Genomic DNA, 15,657 nt, shown 5'->3' on the forward strand with positions numbered 1-15,657 from the left:
TCCTCCTCCGTCCGTGACCGCTCGCTCCTCCGCCCCCGCCTCCGGCGTTTCGCTGGCGGCGCACACGCCCGCCCCCGTCGACGTCGCCCCAATTCCGCCCACGCCCGAACAGCAGCAGTTTGTGGATTGGCTGCGCGAGGTGGCGCCTTACATTCACTCCTTCCGCGACAAGACCTTCGTGATCGGCTTTGGCGGCGAGCTGGTCCAGGCCGGCATGCTGGGCGCGCTCGTCAACGACGTCGCACTGTTGCATGCGATGGGAATGCGCATCGTGCTGGTGCACGGCTCGCGCCCGCAGGTGGAAGAACAGCTTGCCCTGCGCAATGTGAAAACACAGTTCGTGGATGGCGTACGCGTGACGGACGCCGCCGCGCTGGAATCCGCCAAGGAAGCCTCCGGCGAACTGCGTCTGGATATCGAAGCGGCCTTCAGCCAGGGCCTGCCCAACACACCGATGGCCGGCGCGCGCATGTCGGTGGTATCCGGCAACTTCGTGACGGCGCGCCCGGTGGGCATCGTCAACGGCGTGGACTTCCAGCACACGGGGCTGGTGCGCAAGATCGATGCGGAGTCGATCCAGCACTCCCTGTCCAACCGCAAGATCGTGCTGCTCTCGCCGCTGGGCTTTTCGCCGACGGGCCAGGCGTTCAACCTGTCGATGGAAGACGTGGCCGCCAACACCGCCACGGCGCTTAAGGCCGACAAGCTCATCTTCATCACGGAGTTGCCCGGCATCATGGACCGCGTGGGCAAGCTGCAGCAGGACCTGTCGATGGAGACAGCCATCGAGCGCCTGCGCGACGGTAGCCTGTCGCACGACACGGCCTATTACCTGCAGCACATCGTCAAGGCGATGCGCGGCGGCGTGCGCCGGGCGCACGTAATCCCGTTCGCGCTGGACGGCAGCATCCTGCTGGAACTGTTCCTGCACGACGGCGTGGGCACTATGGTGTCGCACACCGATCTGGAATACCTGCGCGAGGCCACGCTGGATGACGTGGGCGGCATCGTCTCGCTCATCGAACCGCTCGAGGCGGACGGCACGCTGGTGCCGCGCGAACGCCGGCTGCTGGAGCGCGACATCGCCAACTTCTCGGTCATCGAGCACGACGGCATCATCTTTGGCTGCGTGGCGCTGTATCCGTACCCGAAAGACGGCATGGCCGAAATGGCCTGTCTGATCGTCTCCCCAGACAGCCAAGGCACCGGCGACGGCGAACGCCTGCTCAAGCACACCGAAGTGCGCGCCCGTGCGCTGGGCCTCAAGCGCCTGTTCGTGCTCACCACGCGGACGGAGCATTGGTTCCTCAAGCGCGGCTTCGTGCGCGCCAGCGTGGATGACCTGCCGGAAGACCGCCGCAAGCTGTACAACTGGCAGCGGCGCTCGATGGTGCTGATGAAGAAGCTCTAAACCCTTGGCGCGCGTCGTGGAATCCAAGCCCGGCGGCGCGCGGCCTTTACAATAGCGGCACCTGCGTCGCGCTCGAGCGGCGCTCCCGCCACACAAGAGGAATCCCCATGGCCCGCATGGTCCACTGCGTCAAGCTCAACAAGGAAGCCGAAGGTCTCGACTTCCCGCCCCTGCCCGGCGAACTGGGCAAGAAACTCTGGCAAAACGTCTCGAAGGAAGCCTGGGCTGGCTGGCTCAAGCACCAGACCATGCTGATCAACGAAAACCGTCTGAACATGGCCGATTCGCGCGCACGCCAGTACCTGCTCAAGCAAACCGAGAAGTACTTCTTTGGCGACGGCGCAGACGAGGCTGCCGGCTACGTGCCACCGCCCTCGGCCTGATTTGCCGTTACCAATAAAAAAGCCGTTCAGCACAAACTGAACGGCTTTTTGTTTGGACAACGCTCATCCGAAGTGCCGCAACGAGCATAAAAAAAGCCGCCCATTTACGCGAGCGGCTTTTCGACGCGAAACACCTGGCGATCAGAAATCACGCCGCTGCACACCCGCTTCAGTACCCAGCAGCAGCACGTTGGCGCCGCGCTTTGCAAACAGGCCGACCGTCACCACACCCGGAATATCATTGACGATCGATTCGAGGCCCTTCGGATCGGCAATACGCAGGCCCACCACATCGATGATCACGTTGCCGTTATCGGTCTTGTAGATCTGGCCTTCCTTGGTCATGCGCAGACGCGGCTGGCCGCCCAGCGCAGCGAGTTGGCGCGCCACGGCGGCACGTGCCATGGGCACCACTTCCACCGGCAGCGGGAATGCGCCCATCGTCTCAACGAGCTTGCTGCCGTCAGCAATGCAGACGAACACGCTGGCAACCGAGGCAACGATCTTTTCACGCGTGAGCGCACCGCCGCCGCCCTTGATCATGGCGCCCGAGGCGTCAATCTCGTCAGCGCCGTCCACGTAGACGGGAATGGCATCGACCTCGTTCAAATCGAGCACCGTGAAGCCGTGGCCCTGCAAGCGGCGTGTCGAAGCTTCGGAGCTGGACACCGCGCCGGCAAAGCGCGCCTTGTGCGGCGCCATCGCGTCGATGAACAGGTTGGCCGTCGAGCCGGTGCCGACACCCAGCACGGCGCCCTCGGGCACGTTGGCCAATACGTAATCTGCTGCGGCCTGCGCCACCAGCGCCTTCAGTTCATCCTGCGTCATCGCAAACACTCGGTCGGAATCGGAAAACCCGGTAGTGTACCGGATCAATGCGGTGGCTCCCGGCCGGCTGGCGGAGCCAAACCTGCGGAGTACAATCGATTCACCTTTCCACCTCCAGCGCAACGCTGGAACGTACTTCGGACTCGCTTCATGACTCAGCTCGATCAACTCAAGCAGTTCACCACCGTCGTCGCCGACACGGGCGATTTCCAGGCCATGCGCGCCTACGCGCCGCACGATGCAACGACCAATCCGTCGCTGATCCTCAAGGCCGTGCAAAAGGCCGAATACCGCCCGCTGCTGGAGCAAGCCGTGCGCGACGCCCGCAGCGACAGTGTGGAAGACATCATCGATGCCGTGCTCGTGGCATTCGGCTGCGAGATCCTGTCGATCATCCCCGGCCGCGTGTCGACCGAAGTCGATGCGCGCCTGTCGTTCGACACCGAGGCGACGGTCGCTAAGGCAAAGCATTTGATTGCGCTGTACGAGGCGCGTGGCGTGGCGCGCGAACGCGTGCTGATCAAGATCGCGTCGACTTGGGAAGGCATCCGCGCGGCGGATCAGCTCCGTGCAGAAGGCATCCGCTGCAACATGACGCTGCTGTTCTCGCTGGCCCAGGCGGTGGCGTGCGCAGAAGCAGGCGTGCAGCTCATCTCGCCCTTCGTCGGCCGCATCTACGACTGGTACAAAAAAGATGCCGGCGCCAACTGGGATCCGGTCGCGCAGGGCGGCGCGAACGACCCCGGCGTGCAGTCCGTCCTGCGCATCTACAACTACTACAAGAAGTTCGACTACCCCACCGAGGTCATGGGCGCGAGCTTCCGCAATATCTCGCAGATCGTCGAACTGGCTGGCTGCGACCTCCTGACCATCAGCCCGGATCTGCTCGCCCAGCTGCAGCAATCCGATGCGCCGGTCGAGCGCAAGCTGTCTCCCGACAACGCCAACGCAGCCAATATCGTGCGGCTGCCCGCCGACGAGAAATCGTTCCGCTGGCACATGAATGCAGACGCAATGGCCACCGAAAAACTGGCAGAAGGCATCCGCCTGTTTGCGGCGGACGCGATCAAGCTGGAAGCGCTGATTGAGCCGCTGCGCGCAGCGGCGTAAGAAAAAAGCCGGGTCTTATCCCAGCATGGCGGGCAGGCACACGCCCGCCGGCTGGTGGATCACCAAGTCGGCCGTTGCATCCAGGGCGCTCGGTTCCGGATTCACGACAATCACCTTGGCACCGTGGTCCTGCGCCAACCCCGGCAACCCGGCCGCCGGATACACCATGCCGGATGTGCCGACCACCAGACAAAGGTCGCAGGTATTGGCGGCCTCTTCTGCGCGGTAGTTCGCTACCAGCGGCAGTGGCTCGCCAAACCACACCACGCCCGGGCGCAGCATCGCGCCACACGCCGCACAACGCGGTGGGCGCCCCGGCTCGGCGGTGGCGATATCGCATTTGCCGCAGCCACCCAGCCACTTGTCAGCAAACAGGTTGCCGTGCAGCTCGATCACCCCTTCGCTGCCGGCGCGCTGATGCAAACCATCGACGTTCTGCGTGACGAGCGTCACCGTCTTGCGCTTGGCCAGCGCGGCAATCGCAAGATGGGCGGGATTCGGCTGCGCCTGCTGCACGCGCTCGCGGCGCTCCTGATACCAGTCCCACACCATACGGGGGTGCTTGCGGTATGCAGCCTCGGTAGCCATGTCTTCAGGGTTGAAGCGCGACCACAGGCCGGTCAAGGCATCACGAAACGTGGGCACGCCAGATTCAGCCGAGACGCCAGCCCCCGTCAGCACCATAACGTGCTGGGCGGCCTCGACCCATGCGTGGGCCTGGGCCAATGCAGCCGCATCGGATGTGGCCGTGGGTTCGACGCGCATTACTTCTTGGCAGGTGCCGCTGCCCGCTGGCGCACAGCTTCAAACAGGCACACGCCGCTGGCCACCGATACGTTCAGGCTTTCCACGCTGCCCGCCATGGGAATGCTGACCAGCGCGTCGCACGTTTCGCGCGTGAGGCGACGCATGCCCTCGCCTTCGGCGCCCATCACGATGGCAATGGGGCCTTTGAAGTCGGCTTGGTAGAGACCCTGTTCGGCTTCATCAGCCGTGCCGATCACCCATACGCCGCGCTCCTGCAACTCGCGCAGCGTGCGCGCCAGGTTGGTCACGGTGATGTACGGGACGGTTTCGGCCGCGCCGCTGGCCACCTTGGCGACCGTCGTGTTGATGCCAACGCTGCGGTCCTTCGGCGCAATCACGGCGTGCGCGCCAGCGGCATCGGCCACGCGCAGGCACGCGCCCAGATTATGCGGATCGGTCACACCGTCGAGCACCAGCAGCAGCGGCGTGCCTTCAATGCCGTCGAGCAGTTCATCCAGATTGAGCGCCAGCGAAAGCGACTCTGCCTTGGCAACCACGCCCTGATGGCGATCGGTGCCGGCAATCCCGCGCAAGCGGTCGGCGTCAGCAGGAATGAGGCGCACGCCCGCTGCTTCCGCAGCTTTCAGGAAATCCTGCATGCGGCGGTCGCGGCGGTTGGCCTCGAAGTAGATTTCGTCGATCGACTTGGCGCCGTGGCGCAGTCGGGCGGTAACGGCGTGAAAGCCGATGAGGAGCTTGGATTTAGACATGGCGCGATTGTACCCGTCTGCCCACGCTCCCCGCCCGCTTTAACGCCCCTTGGTCTTGCGCGGGGCCTTGCCTGCTGCCTTGCGCGGCGCGGTGGTCTTGGCGCCGCCCCTGGGCTTCGTGCTGCGCGCCGGCTGCTTCTTGCGCGCTGGCTTGGCGTGGGCATGCCCCGGGGGCAGTGCACGGCCACCCGGCTCGAACACCGGCTGCTCTTCGATGACGCGATCGAGCGTCTCGTCGAACGACTCCTCCGGTTTGGCCGTCCCGCCCAGCAATGCGGCCAACTGGCGCGGCTTCTTGCGGCCAACCGAGGGCGCCGGCGTTGCCCCGGCGGACTGACGCGCGGTCGCGGCTTCCGGCGCACCGGTCACCTTGGCCGGGCGCAGCGCCTTGGTTGAGGGCTCCTGGATCAGGCGGAAATCCATCTTCCGCGCATCCAGATCCACGCGCAGCAACTGCACTCGCACGCGATCAGTCAACCGATAACGGATCCCCGTGCGCTCTCCGCGCAGTTCGTTGCGGGCTTCGTCGTATTGGAAGTAATCGCTGCCCAGCTCGGTCACGTGCACGAGGCCTTCCACGTACAGCTCGTCGAGCTGCACGAAGATACCGAACGAGGTGACGGCGCTGACGGTACCCGAGAACTCGTTGCCGAGCTTGTCGCGCATGAAGTAGCACTTGAGCCAGGCTTCGACGTCGCGCGAGGCTTCATCGGCGCGACGCTCGTTGGCCGAACAGTGCACGCCCAGTTCATTCCAGATCGCTTCCGCCTTGGCCTTGTTGACAACCGCTGCCGGCACGCCTTTCTCGGCTTCGGCTTGCAAACGACGCGCCTTGGGCGACAGCGCGCTATTCAACTGCACGCCTGGTGCCAGCGCCGGCACGTAACGCGTGCGGTGCAGGATCGCTTTGATGGAGCGATGCACCAGCAAGTCCGGGTAGCGGCGGATCGGGCTCGTGAAATGCGCATACGCCGGATACGCCAGGCCAAAGTGGCCGATGTTGTCCGGGCTGTAGACCGCCTGCTGCATCGAGCGCAGCAGCATGGTCTGCAGCATCGGTGCATCAGGACGCGCGGCCACCTTCTCCATCAGTTCGGCGTAATCGGCCGCCTGCGGCTTGTCACCGCCGCCCAGCGTCAAGCCGCTGGTTTTCAGGAACGCACGCAGCGCCTGCAGCTTTTCTTCGGTCGGGCCTGCGTGAACGCGGTACAGCGCCGGGTGCTTGTATTTCTCGAGCATCTCGGCCGCACAGACGTTGGCCGTCAGCATGCACTCCTCGATCAGCCGATGTGCGTCGTTGCGGGTGCGCGGCAGGATCTGCTCGATCTTGCCCTGCGCGTTGCAGACGATGTACGTCTCGGTGGTGTCGAAGTCGATCGCGCCACGCTCGCGGCGCGCCTTGAGCAGCGTCTGATACAGCTCGTACAGGTCTTGCAGATGCGGCACCAGCGGCGCCCGCTTGGCCGCTTCCGGGCCCTTCACGTTCGACAGAATCGCCCAGACCTCGTTGTAGGTCAGGCGCGCCTTCGAGTGCATCACCGCCGGATAGAACTGATAAGCCTTGATCTCACCCTTGGCAGTGATCACCGCATCGCAGACCATGCACAGGCGGTCCACTTCCGGGTTCAACGAGCACAAGCCGTTGGAGAGCTTCTCCGGCAGCATCGGAATCACGCGGCGCGGGAAATAGACCGAAGTCGCGCGATCAATGGCGTCCGCATCCAGCGGATGCCCAGGCCGCACGTAATGCGACACGTCGGCAATTGCCACAATCAGGCGCCAGCCCTTGCTGCGGCCGATCTTGACGGGCTCCGCGTAGACAGCGTCATCGAAGTCACGTGCGTCTTCGCCGTCGATGGTGACGAGCGACACATCGCGCAAGTCGATGCGACCGGCCAGATCAGCATCGCGGACCACGTCGGGCAGCGCTTCCGCCTCGCGTTGCGTCGGCTCGGAAAACTCGTGCGGCACGCCGTACTTGCGCACGGCAATCTCGATCTCCATGCCAGGGTCGTCAATCTCACCCAGCACTTCGACCACGCGGCCAATCGGTTGTACGTAGCGGTCCGGATATTCCAGGATCTCAACGCTTACTACTTGGCCGACCTTGGCCTTGCCCTGCCCCTTCGGGGCGATCAGGATGTCGCGGCCGAGGCGCTTGTCTTCAGGCGCCACAACCAGCGTGCCGCTTTCGGACAGCAACCTGCCAATGACGCGCTTGTTGGCCCTTTGCAGGATCTCGACGATCTGCCCTTCCGAGCGCCCGCGGCGGTCGTAGCCGACGGCACGCACCAGGGCGCGGTCACCGTGCATGGCCTTCTGCATCTCGCGTTCGGGCAGGAAGATATCGGGCTCGCCGTCATCGCGCACGAAGAAGCCGAAGCCGTCGCGATGGCCGATCACGCGGCCCTCGATAAAATTGGGCTGGTGCGCCAATTCGTAGCGCCCCTTGCGGTTGAGTTCGATCTGACCATCCCGCTCCATGGCGGTCAGACGCTTGATAAAGCCGTCATGCTCCTTGCGCGTGACCGACAGCGCCTTGGCAATGTCGGTGGCAGACAGCGGAGACCCCGACGTGCGCAGCACACCGAGGATTTCCTCGCGGCTCGGGATCGGATAAGTCGGTTGATTCAATTTTTTCTTCTAGAGTGTTGACAGGATCGCAGGATCCCGTAATAATTACAGCTTCGGTACACGCACACCTGCCCAGGTGGCGGAATTGGTAGACGCACTAGTTTCAGGTACTAGCGGGTAACTCCGTGGAGGTTCGAGTCCTCTCCTGGGCACCAGAGTTTAGGAACGGCGCAACGCAAGTTGCGCCGTTTTTCTTTTCCGCGGCCAGATTGCTGTTGCTTGGTTGCTGATGCGACATTCCGCGAAGGGCGACGTGCATTGTGTCTTGGCTCTCGCGCCAGGGCCGAGGCCGGGGCTCCGGTCTCACCGCCCAAACGCTGGGTGGGCTCGAAGCCCGGCGCATCCATAAAGACACACCACGCTTCGATCAACCGCGCAGCTCGCATTGGCTAATTCCTGCAAAGCCAATCCGTACGCGGGTTTCGGGCCAATGTTGCAGCCCGTGACAGCAGGTTACCGAAGTGGCACGCACGACGCAAGCCGCACACGCCACTCCATTCACACCTCGACGCGATCGACCAACGCCTTAAACGCTCGGCACTTCACCGTTGCCGGCCGAACGTGACTTGCCGCGCTTGATCCACGCCGCCAAGTTATGCGGGCGCAGCGTATCGTATTCCTCGAATGGCTGATGGATCCAGGGGTTGGTCGGCAGGAACTGAACAGCATAGTCAGGCTTGATCTTCGAGCACCCCTTGTGCCACAGCACAGCGGTACGCACGTCGGTCACGGCCGGATAGCGCTCTTTCAGGTGACGCCCAACGCGCTCCAGCGTGATGCCCGAATCCACCAGATCATCCACCAACAGCACGCGGCCCGACAACTCGCCGCGGGTCATCGTGATGTATTGCGCGATGTCGAGATCGCCCTGCTGCGTGCCAGCGGCTTCGCGATAGCTGCTGGTCGCTAGGATGGCCAACGGCAGATCGTAGATGCGCGAAAGCTGATCGCCAACACGCAAGCCGCCGCGCGCCAAGCACAGAATCTTGTCAAACTTCCAGCCCGACTCGTGCACGACGAGCGCCAAGCGCTCAATCAGGCCGTGGTAGTCATCCCACGACACCCACAGATGCGAGTCGTCGTTGATCGGCTGGTTCATGGTGTACCTCGTCGTATCGTGAATGCGGCGCGAGTGGCCGCTATCGTGTTCTATGAAAAACGGCGCTCCATGCAAATTCGCCCGGCGAATCACCGGGCGAATCTGCGAGCAGCGCATCAGTCCTTGTAGGGGTGGCGCAGCAGGATGGTCTCGTCGCGATCAGGGCCGGTCGAGATCATAGCGATCGGAATACCAGCCACTTCTTCGACGCGCTTCAGATAAGCCTGAGCGGTCTCGGGCAGCGCATCCCACTCCTTCAGACCGAAGGTCGAGGTGTTCCAGCCGGGGAATTCTTCGTAGATCGGCTGGCACCGCGCCACGGCATCGGAGCCACGCGGCAGGATGTCGATTTCCTTGCCATCAAGCATGTAGCCGACGCACAGCTTGAGGGTTTCCAAGCCATCCAGCACATCGAGCTTGGTCATGCAGAGGCCCGACACGCCGTTGATCTGGATCGCACGACGCAGAGCGGCGGCGTCCAGCCAGCCCGTGCGACGCGGCCGCCCCGTAACCGAGCCGAATTCCTTGCCGACATTGGCCAGGCGCACGCCGATCGGATCTTGGCGCGCCGGGTTGTCCGCGTCGTACAGCTCGCTCGGGAACGGGCCCGAGCCCACGCGCGTGCAATACGCTTTGGTGATGCCAAGGATGTAATGCAGTTGACCCGGGCCGACGCCAGCACCCGCGGCGGCATTGCCTGCCACGCAGTTGCTCGACGTGACGAACGGATAAGTACCGTGGTCGATATCGAGCAACGTGCCCTGTGCGCCTTCGAACATCAAATTCTTGCCGGCTGCGTTGGCGGCAAACAGTTCGGCCGACACATCCGTCACCATCGGAGCAATGCGGCCTGCATACGACAGCATCTCGTCCAGGGTTTGCTGGAAGTCCAGCGCCGGGTGATTCAGGTACTGCGTCAGAACAAAGTTGTGGAAGTCCAGATTTTCGCGCAGACGCTCGGCAAAGTATGCCGGGTCGAACAGGTCCTGCACGCGCAGCCCGCGGCGGGCCACCTTGTCTTCGTATGCCGGGCCGATACCGCGACCGGTGGTGCCGATCTTGGCGGCGCCGCGCTTGGCTTCGCGCGCCTTGTCGATGGCCACGTGGTACGGCAGGATCAGATTGGTTGCTTCCGAAATGCGCAGGCGGTTCTGCACCTGCACGCCGGCCGATTCCAACTCGTCGATTTCTTTGAACAGCGCCTCAGGCGAGAGCACGACACCGTTGCCGATGTAACACGCGACGCCATCGCGCATGATGCCCGACGGGATCAGACGCAGAATCGTCTTCTTGCCGCCGATGATGAGGGTATGGCCTGCGTTATGTCCGCCCTGGAAACGAACCACGCCTTGCGCATGATCGGTCAGCCAATCGACGATTTTCCCTTTACCTTCGTCACCCCACTGGGTGCCGATGACGACGACATTGCGTCCTTGGCTCACTGCTGGTGCGGACATGTTGAATTTGCAGATGGGTTAAAAACGTATTCTACCCTTGTTGCCAGGGCCTTCCCTGAAATTACCGGGTATTTACACAACGTTATGCAACAACCTCAGACCGAAGCGTTGCGGGGCTTGACGATCCAGCGACCGCCCTCTTCGACAAGTTGCCTGTCGTAGGCAAACTCCTCCAGATCTTCCGGGTGGCCCGGCAGCGACTGGATGACAATTTCGCCCGCGGCGCGCAGCGCGGCAATCGCTTCGCGCAGCTTGGCATCACCAGACCACGGCGCGTGGATGGCAGCGGCGCGCGCTTCCACCGGCGAAATGCCGGCGACCTCGCGCAGGTCCAGCGAAAAACCGGTCGCCGGGCGAGCACGGCCGAAAGCCTCTCCGACCTTGTCATACCGGCCGCCACGCGCCACGGCATTCGGCACACCGGCCACATAGGCAGTGAACATCACACCACTGTGGTAGTGGTAGCCGCGCAGGTCGGCCAAATCGATGTTGACGGTTGCACCGCCTGCGCGCTCGGCCAACGTAGCCAAATCGTCCAGCGCACGCCCGATGGCGGGCAGCGCGGGCAACTGCTTACGCGCACGGTCCAGCACATCGACACCGCCGTACAGTGCCGGCAACAGGTTGATGGCGTCGCGCTGTGTCGGCGGCAAGTCGCCCGTAATAGCACGCAAAGCGGGGACATCTTTGGCGGCGAGCGCCGTGAAGAGGTCATCCTGAATGCGGACGGCAACCGGCGATTGCTCCAGCAACGCCGCGACCACCCCAACGTGGCAAAGGTCCAGGCGCACATCCGCCAGACCAGCGGCCGACAGCGCGGCGAGCATTAACTCCTGAATTTCCAGATCGGCTTCCAGGCCGGCATGGCCATAGATTTCGGCCCCAATCTGCAGCGGCTCACGCGTGACGTGAAATCCACTCGGGCGTGTATGCAATACCGATCCCGCATAGCATAGACGCGTCACGCCAGCACGGTTCAGCAAGTGCGCATCGATACGAGCGACTTGCGGCGTGATGTCCGCGCGCAGACCGATGGTGCGGCCCGAAAGTTGGTCGACCAGCTTGAACGTCTTCAGGTCCAGATCGTGACCGGTGCCCGAGAGCAGCGACTCGATGTATTCCAGCATCGGGGGCATGACCAGTTCGTAGCCGTAAGTGCGGAACAGGTCGAGCATGCGGCGGCGCAACTCTTCAATCTTGCGCGCCTCAGAAGGCAGCACATCAGCAATGGATTCAGGTAGCAGCCAATTGGTCGGCATGGCGGTCTCGCTCGGGAGTCTTGGTACGGCAGAAATTCGTAAAAACGCAGGAAGTGGGCTAGCGATGCAACAACCGCAGAAGGATCAGCCCGATCGCCATCGACACCAGACCAATCACGCGAAGCTTCTCGTCCGGCAGCTCGATCAAGGTCTGGAAGGCGCGTCGCCAAGCCCGCGGCGCCACGAACGGCAGGATGCCCTCGAATACGAGCACCAGCGCGCACGCTGCCAGCAAAACGGTGGGGAGTGACTCTTCCATGGGATGCGGTTGGCGAACGAACAAAACCCCGGCAAGCCGGGGTTTGTCCGCCTCAAATGATCAGCGACGCATTGTACTAGCGATGGCGCCCCGTCTGGGCAGCCGGCGCTGGCGTCGAGCTGCCGCCGTTCGGGCTGCGCATGTATTTGAAGAAATCGCTGTTCGGCTGCAGCACCATCACGTCCTTCCGATCACGGAACGACGCGCGATACGCCTCCATCGAGCGCCAGAATGCGGCGAACTGCGGATCGCGGCCGAACGCATCGGCGTAAATGTCCGCGGCACGGGCATCGCCTTCACCTTTGATCTTCTGCGCATCGCGGTAGGCATCCGCCAGGACGACTTCGCGCTGACGATCGGCATCGGCACGGATTTTTTCGCCCTCTGCAGCACCGGTCGAACGCAGCTCGTTGGCCACGCGCTTGCGCTCGGCTTCCATGCGGCGATAGACCGATTCGGTCACACTAGCCAGCAAGTCCACCCGCTTCAGGCGTACATCGATAATGTCTACGCCGACAGACTTGCCGTACTCCTGCACGCCTTTGAGGATGCTCTGCATCACGGCTTCACGATCCGTCGAGACCACGTCAGAAACGGTGCGGCGCGCAAACTCATCGCGAGCGATGGAGTTGATCTTCTGCGTCATGCTGTCTTGCGCGAGGCGGTTATCGCCCTTGAAGCTCACGTAGAACAGACGCGGGTCAGATACACGCCACTTTACAAACCAGTCGACCAGCAAGTTCTTCTTCTCTGCTGTGATGAAGCGATCAGCGCCGGCCACATCGATGGTCTGCAGGCGCTTATCCATGAACACCACGTTCTGCAGCGGCGGCGGGAGCTTGAAGTGCAGGCCCGGTTCTTTGATGACCTGCTTGATCTCACCAAAGGCGAACACCACGGCGTACTGCCGCTGGTCCACCACGAACACCACCGACGAAAACACCGCCAGGGCAATGACCAGCGCCACGAAGGCAGAAATCAGACGATTCATAGTGCCCTCCTGTTAGCGCGAATCGCGGTCACGGTTGCGCAGTGCTTCGCGCGAACGCGAGTCTGCGTCATTGGCCGGTGACGGATTGGAGGGAGTCGGCACGCCCTGCGCCGAACCGCTGTCCTGAGGCGACGCACCAGGCGCGACAGCGGGACGCGATGTATCGCCCTGCGTCTGCGCGATCAGCTTGTCCAGCGGCAAATACAACAGGCTGCCGTTGCTCTGGTCGACCATCACCTTAGTTGAGTTGGCGTAAATGTCCTGCATGGTTTCCAGATAGATACGGTCGCGCGTGACCTGCGGCGCCTTCGCGTATTCACGCTGCACCGAGGCAAAGCGGGCCGCATCGCCTTCCGCACGTGCGATGACTCGCGCCTTGTAGCCCTGCGCCTCTTCACCCAGACGTGCGGCCGTACCCTTGGCGCGCGGCACCACGTCGTTGGCATAAGCCTGGCCTTCGGAGATAGCACGCTCGCGGTCCTGGCCCGCCTTGGTCACGTCGTCGAACGCGGCCTGGACCTGCTCGGGTGGCTGCACGCTCTGTACGTTGACGCTAAGGATTCGGATGCCGGTCTTATATGCCGACAAGATGCGTTGAATCGACTCGGCCAGGTTGCGGCCAACGGCATCGCGCCCTTCGTACAACACCGCGTCCATCTTGTTGCGGCCGACGATCTCGCGCACCGACGTCTCGGCCGCCTGCGTCACCAGTTCTTCATCGCCGCCGCGGTCCGTACGGTTGTAGAACAGGTAGTCGACCGGGTTGGCAATGTTGTATTGAACCGAGAACCGTACGTCGACGATGTTCTCGTCTTGTGTGAGCATCGACGAGTCTTTCAGGTTCGTGTCCTTGATCTGGGTAGTCCGACCGATTTCAAGCGTGCGCACACCCGACAGGTTCACGATCTCGTGCGATTCGATCGGATACGGCAGGCGCCAGTTGATACCCGGCGTTGCCAGATACTTGAAGCGGCCGAACTGCAGGATCACGCCCGTCTGGCCTTCCTGCACGATGAAGAAGCCACTGGCCAGCCACAGGCCGACGAGCACCGCCAGCAGCACGCCGACGCCCAGGCCCGAACCACCGCGGCCGTTACCCGGACGCAGCGGCGTGGGGCCGTCGTTACCGTTACCGCTGTCCTTGCGACCGAACAGGTTGTTCAGACGACGATTGAAGTCGCGCCACAACTCGTCGAGGTCCGGGGGGCCATCCTGGGGCGGTTTGCTTTGACGTTTCGGTTCGTCTTTGTCTTCGCGCTCGGCGTTGTTGTCATCGCCGCGACCCCAGCGCGGATCGTTCAGCGAAAGCAGCACACGCAAGCGGTGCCACAAACCTCGCGCGTGACGCGGCGAGGCCATGGAAGAAGACTGGGTCGAAATCTCGGGCATGAGCGGTCGGGCTTGTCCTGATTGTCTGACTGCGAAGGAGTAACGGGGCATTCTATCAGCCCTCTTCGTCACCTTTGGCTGAAGAACCGCTGTTCGGCAAGCTTTGCGACAGTTCGTCACGGTGCGCCGGCAGCGAATCACGGCGGGTATCGAAGCGCGGATCGAAATCGCCGTCATGCGGCGCGGGGTGCTCACGCAGGCGGATTGCCGTCTCGACCAGCGCCTCCCGCAATAAATCGAGCCCGGTACCTTCGATGGCAGAAACGAACACACGCCGTACGGCGCCGGTTTCGTCGCGCTCAATGCGAGGGCCAGCCGCACGCAGCTCCTCCGCCGCGTCGATCTTGTTCATCACAAGAATCTGCGGGATACCGCTGGCGTTGATTTCATCTAGCACGCGATCGACCTGCTCCATCTGCTCATGCTTGACGGTGCTGGCGGCGTCCACCACATGCAGCAGCACGTCGGCGTGGACGGTCTCTTCCAGCGTGGCGCGGAAAGCCGCCACCAGTTGCGTCGGCAAATCGCGGATGAAGCCGACAGTATCCGACAACACCACATTGCCCAGCCCTTCCAGGTACAGCCGGCGGGAGGTCGTATCCAGCGTGGCGAACAATTGGTTGGCCGCGTACGCGCGTGCCTTGGTCAGCGCATTGAACAGCGTCGATTTGCCGGCGTTGGTGTAGCCGACCAGGGAGACAGAAAACGCGTCGTTGCGGCTGCGCGAACGGCGCTGTGTGTCATGCTGACGTTGCAGTTTGTCCAACTCGGACGACAGCCGCTTGGCGCGTTCGTCCAGCATCCGGCGATCCAGTTCGAGCTGACGCTCGCCCGGGCCGCCGCGCAGGCCCACGCCGCCCTTCTGGCGCTCCAAATGGCTCCACGCCCGCACGAGACGTGCTGCCTGATATCGCACGCGCGCAAGTTCCACCTGCACCTTGCCGACGTGGCTTTGGGCGCGCTGGCTGAAAATATCGAGGATGAGGCCGGTCCGGTCCACCACGTGGCGCCCGAAAAAACGCTCGAGGTTACGCTGCTGAGCAGGACTCAGCGCGTGGTTGAAGATGACGATTTCCGCGTCTTCCTCGTCTGCGGCAATCCTCACCTCTTCCGCCTTGCCCGCGCCGATGAATAGCGCTGCATCAGGCCGGGAACGCTTGCCCGTAACCGAGCGCACAGGTTCAGAGCCGGCTGTGGAGGCTAGCAGTGCCAGTTCACTCAGACTTTCCTGGAAATCATGTTTGCCAAAATCGACGGCGACCAAAATAGCGCGCGTCGGCTCCGAGCTGGAGGTGGGATGGGATGCCAAACGGGAAATAG

The 15,657-nt window shown here is 63.1% G+C and carries 14 protein-coding genes and 1 tRNA gene; 4 read left to right on the forward strand and 11 right to left on the reverse strand.

What is annotated here, in order from left to right; translation table 11 throughout:
• The first annotated feature begins 13 nt into the window (after nucleotides 1–13).
• Together argA and BM136_RS08440 are read left to right on the forward strand one after the other, a co-directional pair.
• The gene (gene argA / locus BM136_RS08435; protein WP_024975949.1) at nucleotides 14–1,411 is read left to right on the forward strand and encodes an amino-acid N-acetyltransferase; all 1,398 of its coding nucleotides are present in this window, start codon (nucleotides 14–16) and stop codon (nucleotides 1,409–1,411) included.
• Between the two features lie 107 nt (nucleotides 1,412–1,518).
• Nucleotides 1,519–1,794, forward strand: a complete 276-nt coding sequence (locus tag BM136_RS08440; RefSeq protein ID WP_092971444.1) for an oxidative damage protection protein — start codon at nucleotides 1,519–1,521, stop codon at nucleotides 1,792–1,794.
• A gap of 141 nt (nucleotides 1,795–1,935) precedes the next feature.
• Here the strand turns inward: BM136_RS08440 and rpiA are convergent, their stop codons facing one another.
• A complete protein-coding gene (gene rpiA / locus BM136_RS08445; protein ID WP_024975950.1) occupies nucleotides 1,936–2,622 on the reverse strand; it encodes a ribose-5-phosphate isomerase RpiA in 687 nt (228 codons plus the stop codon).
• Nucleotides 2,623–2,772: 150 nt separating this feature from the next.
• On the opposite strand from rpiA, the gene tal reads away from it, so the two are divergent.
• Entirely contained in the window at nucleotides 2,773–3,732 is a 960-nt protein-coding gene (tal, locus tag BM136_RS08450; RefSeq protein ID WP_092971445.1) for a transaldolase, read from the forward strand.
• Nucleotides 3,733–3,747: 15 nt separating this feature from the next.
• Here tal and BM136_RS08455 read toward each other — a convergent pair whose 3' ends face one another.
• Genes BM136_RS08455 through rnr form a run of 3 tightly spaced genes read right to left on the reverse strand, consistent with a single transcriptional unit; the run spans nucleotide 3,748 to nucleotide 7,883 of the window.
• Nucleotides 3,748–4,497 carry an SIR2 family NAD-dependent protein deacylase gene (locus BM136_RS08455; protein WP_092971446.1) on the reverse strand — a complete coding sequence of 250 codons (750 nt, stop codon included), beginning with the start codon at nucleotides 4,495–4,497 and terminating at the stop codon, nucleotides 3,748–3,750.
• A complete protein-coding gene (gene rlmB, locus BM136_RS08460; RefSeq protein WP_092971447.1) occupies nucleotides 4,497–5,249 on the reverse strand; it encodes a 23S rRNA (guanosine(2251)-2'-O)-methyltransferase RlmB in 753 nt (250 codons plus the stop codon). Before rlmB ends, BM136_RS08455 begins: the two co-directional genes overlap by 1 nt.
• A 39-nt stretch (nucleotides 5,250–5,288) precedes the next feature.
• Nucleotides 5,289–7,883: a ribonuclease R gene (gene rnr / locus BM136_RS08465; RefSeq protein WP_092971448.1), complete on the reverse strand. Its 2,595-nt coding sequence runs from the start codon at nucleotides 7,881–7,883 to the stop codon at nucleotides 5,289–5,291.
• 70 nt (nucleotides 7,884–7,953) lie between these two features.
• On the opposite strand from rnr, the gene BM136_RS08470 reads away from it, so the two are divergent.
• Nucleotides 7,954–8,038, forward strand: a tRNA-Leu gene (locus tag BM136_RS08470).
• A 371-nt stretch (nucleotides 8,039–8,409) separates the two neighbouring features.
• On the opposite strand, the gene BM136_RS08475 is transcribed toward BM136_RS08470, so the two are convergent.
• The 7 genes from BM136_RS08475 to hflX all read right to left on the reverse strand — a co-directional run bounded on the left by BM136_RS08475 (nucleotide 8,410) and on the right by hflX (nucleotide 15,646).
• Nucleotides 8,410–8,982 (reverse strand): phosphoribosyltransferase, encoded by a 573-nt coding sequence (locus BM136_RS08475; RefSeq protein ID WP_092971449.1) that lies wholly within the window; start codon nucleotides 8,980–8,982, stop codon nucleotides 8,410–8,412.
• Nucleotides 8,983–9,098: 116 nt separating this feature from the next.
• Complete coding sequence (locus tag BM136_RS08480; protein ID WP_092971450.1) at nucleotides 9,099–10,439, reverse strand: adenylosuccinate synthase; 1,341 nt, start codon at nucleotides 10,437–10,439, stop codon at nucleotides 9,099–9,101.
• A gap of 95 nt (nucleotides 10,440–10,534) precedes the next feature.
• A complete protein-coding gene (locus BM136_RS08485; RefSeq protein WP_092971451.1) occupies nucleotides 10,535–11,698 on the reverse strand; it encodes an ATP phosphoribosyltransferase regulatory subunit in 1,164 nt (387 codons plus the stop codon).
• A gap of 58 nt (nucleotides 11,699–11,756) precedes the next feature.
• A complete protein-coding gene (locus BM136_RS08490; RefSeq protein ID WP_092971452.1) occupies nucleotides 11,757–11,957 on the reverse strand; it encodes a DUF2065 domain-containing protein in 201 nt (66 codons plus the stop codon).
• A gap of 76 nt (nucleotides 11,958–12,033) precedes the next feature.
• Nucleotides 12,034–12,948: a protease modulator HflC gene (gene hflC, locus BM136_RS08495; RefSeq protein ID WP_092971453.1), complete on the reverse strand. Its 915-nt coding sequence runs from the start codon at nucleotides 12,946–12,948 to the stop codon at nucleotides 12,034–12,036.
• A gap of 12 nt (nucleotides 12,949–12,960) precedes the next feature.
• Nucleotides 12,961–14,337: an FtsH protease activity modulator HflK gene (hflK, locus tag BM136_RS08500; RefSeq protein ID WP_092971454.1), complete on the reverse strand. Its 1,377-nt coding sequence runs from the start codon at nucleotides 14,335–14,337 to the stop codon at nucleotides 12,961–12,963.
• A gap of 55 nt (nucleotides 14,338–14,392) precedes the next feature.
• The gene (gene hflX / locus BM136_RS08505; protein ID WP_092971455.1) at nucleotides 14,393–15,646 is read right to left on the reverse strand and encodes a GTPase HflX; all 1,254 of its coding nucleotides are present in this window, start codon (nucleotides 15,644–15,646) and stop codon (nucleotides 14,393–14,395) included.
• Between the last annotated feature and the right edge of the window lie 11 nt (nucleotides 15,647–15,657).

The organism is Ralstonia sp. NFACC01 (assembly GCF_900115545.1).
Taxonomy (GTDB): domain Bacteria; phylum Pseudomonadota; class Gammaproteobacteria; order Burkholderiales; family Burkholderiaceae; genus Ralstonia; species Ralstonia mojiangensis.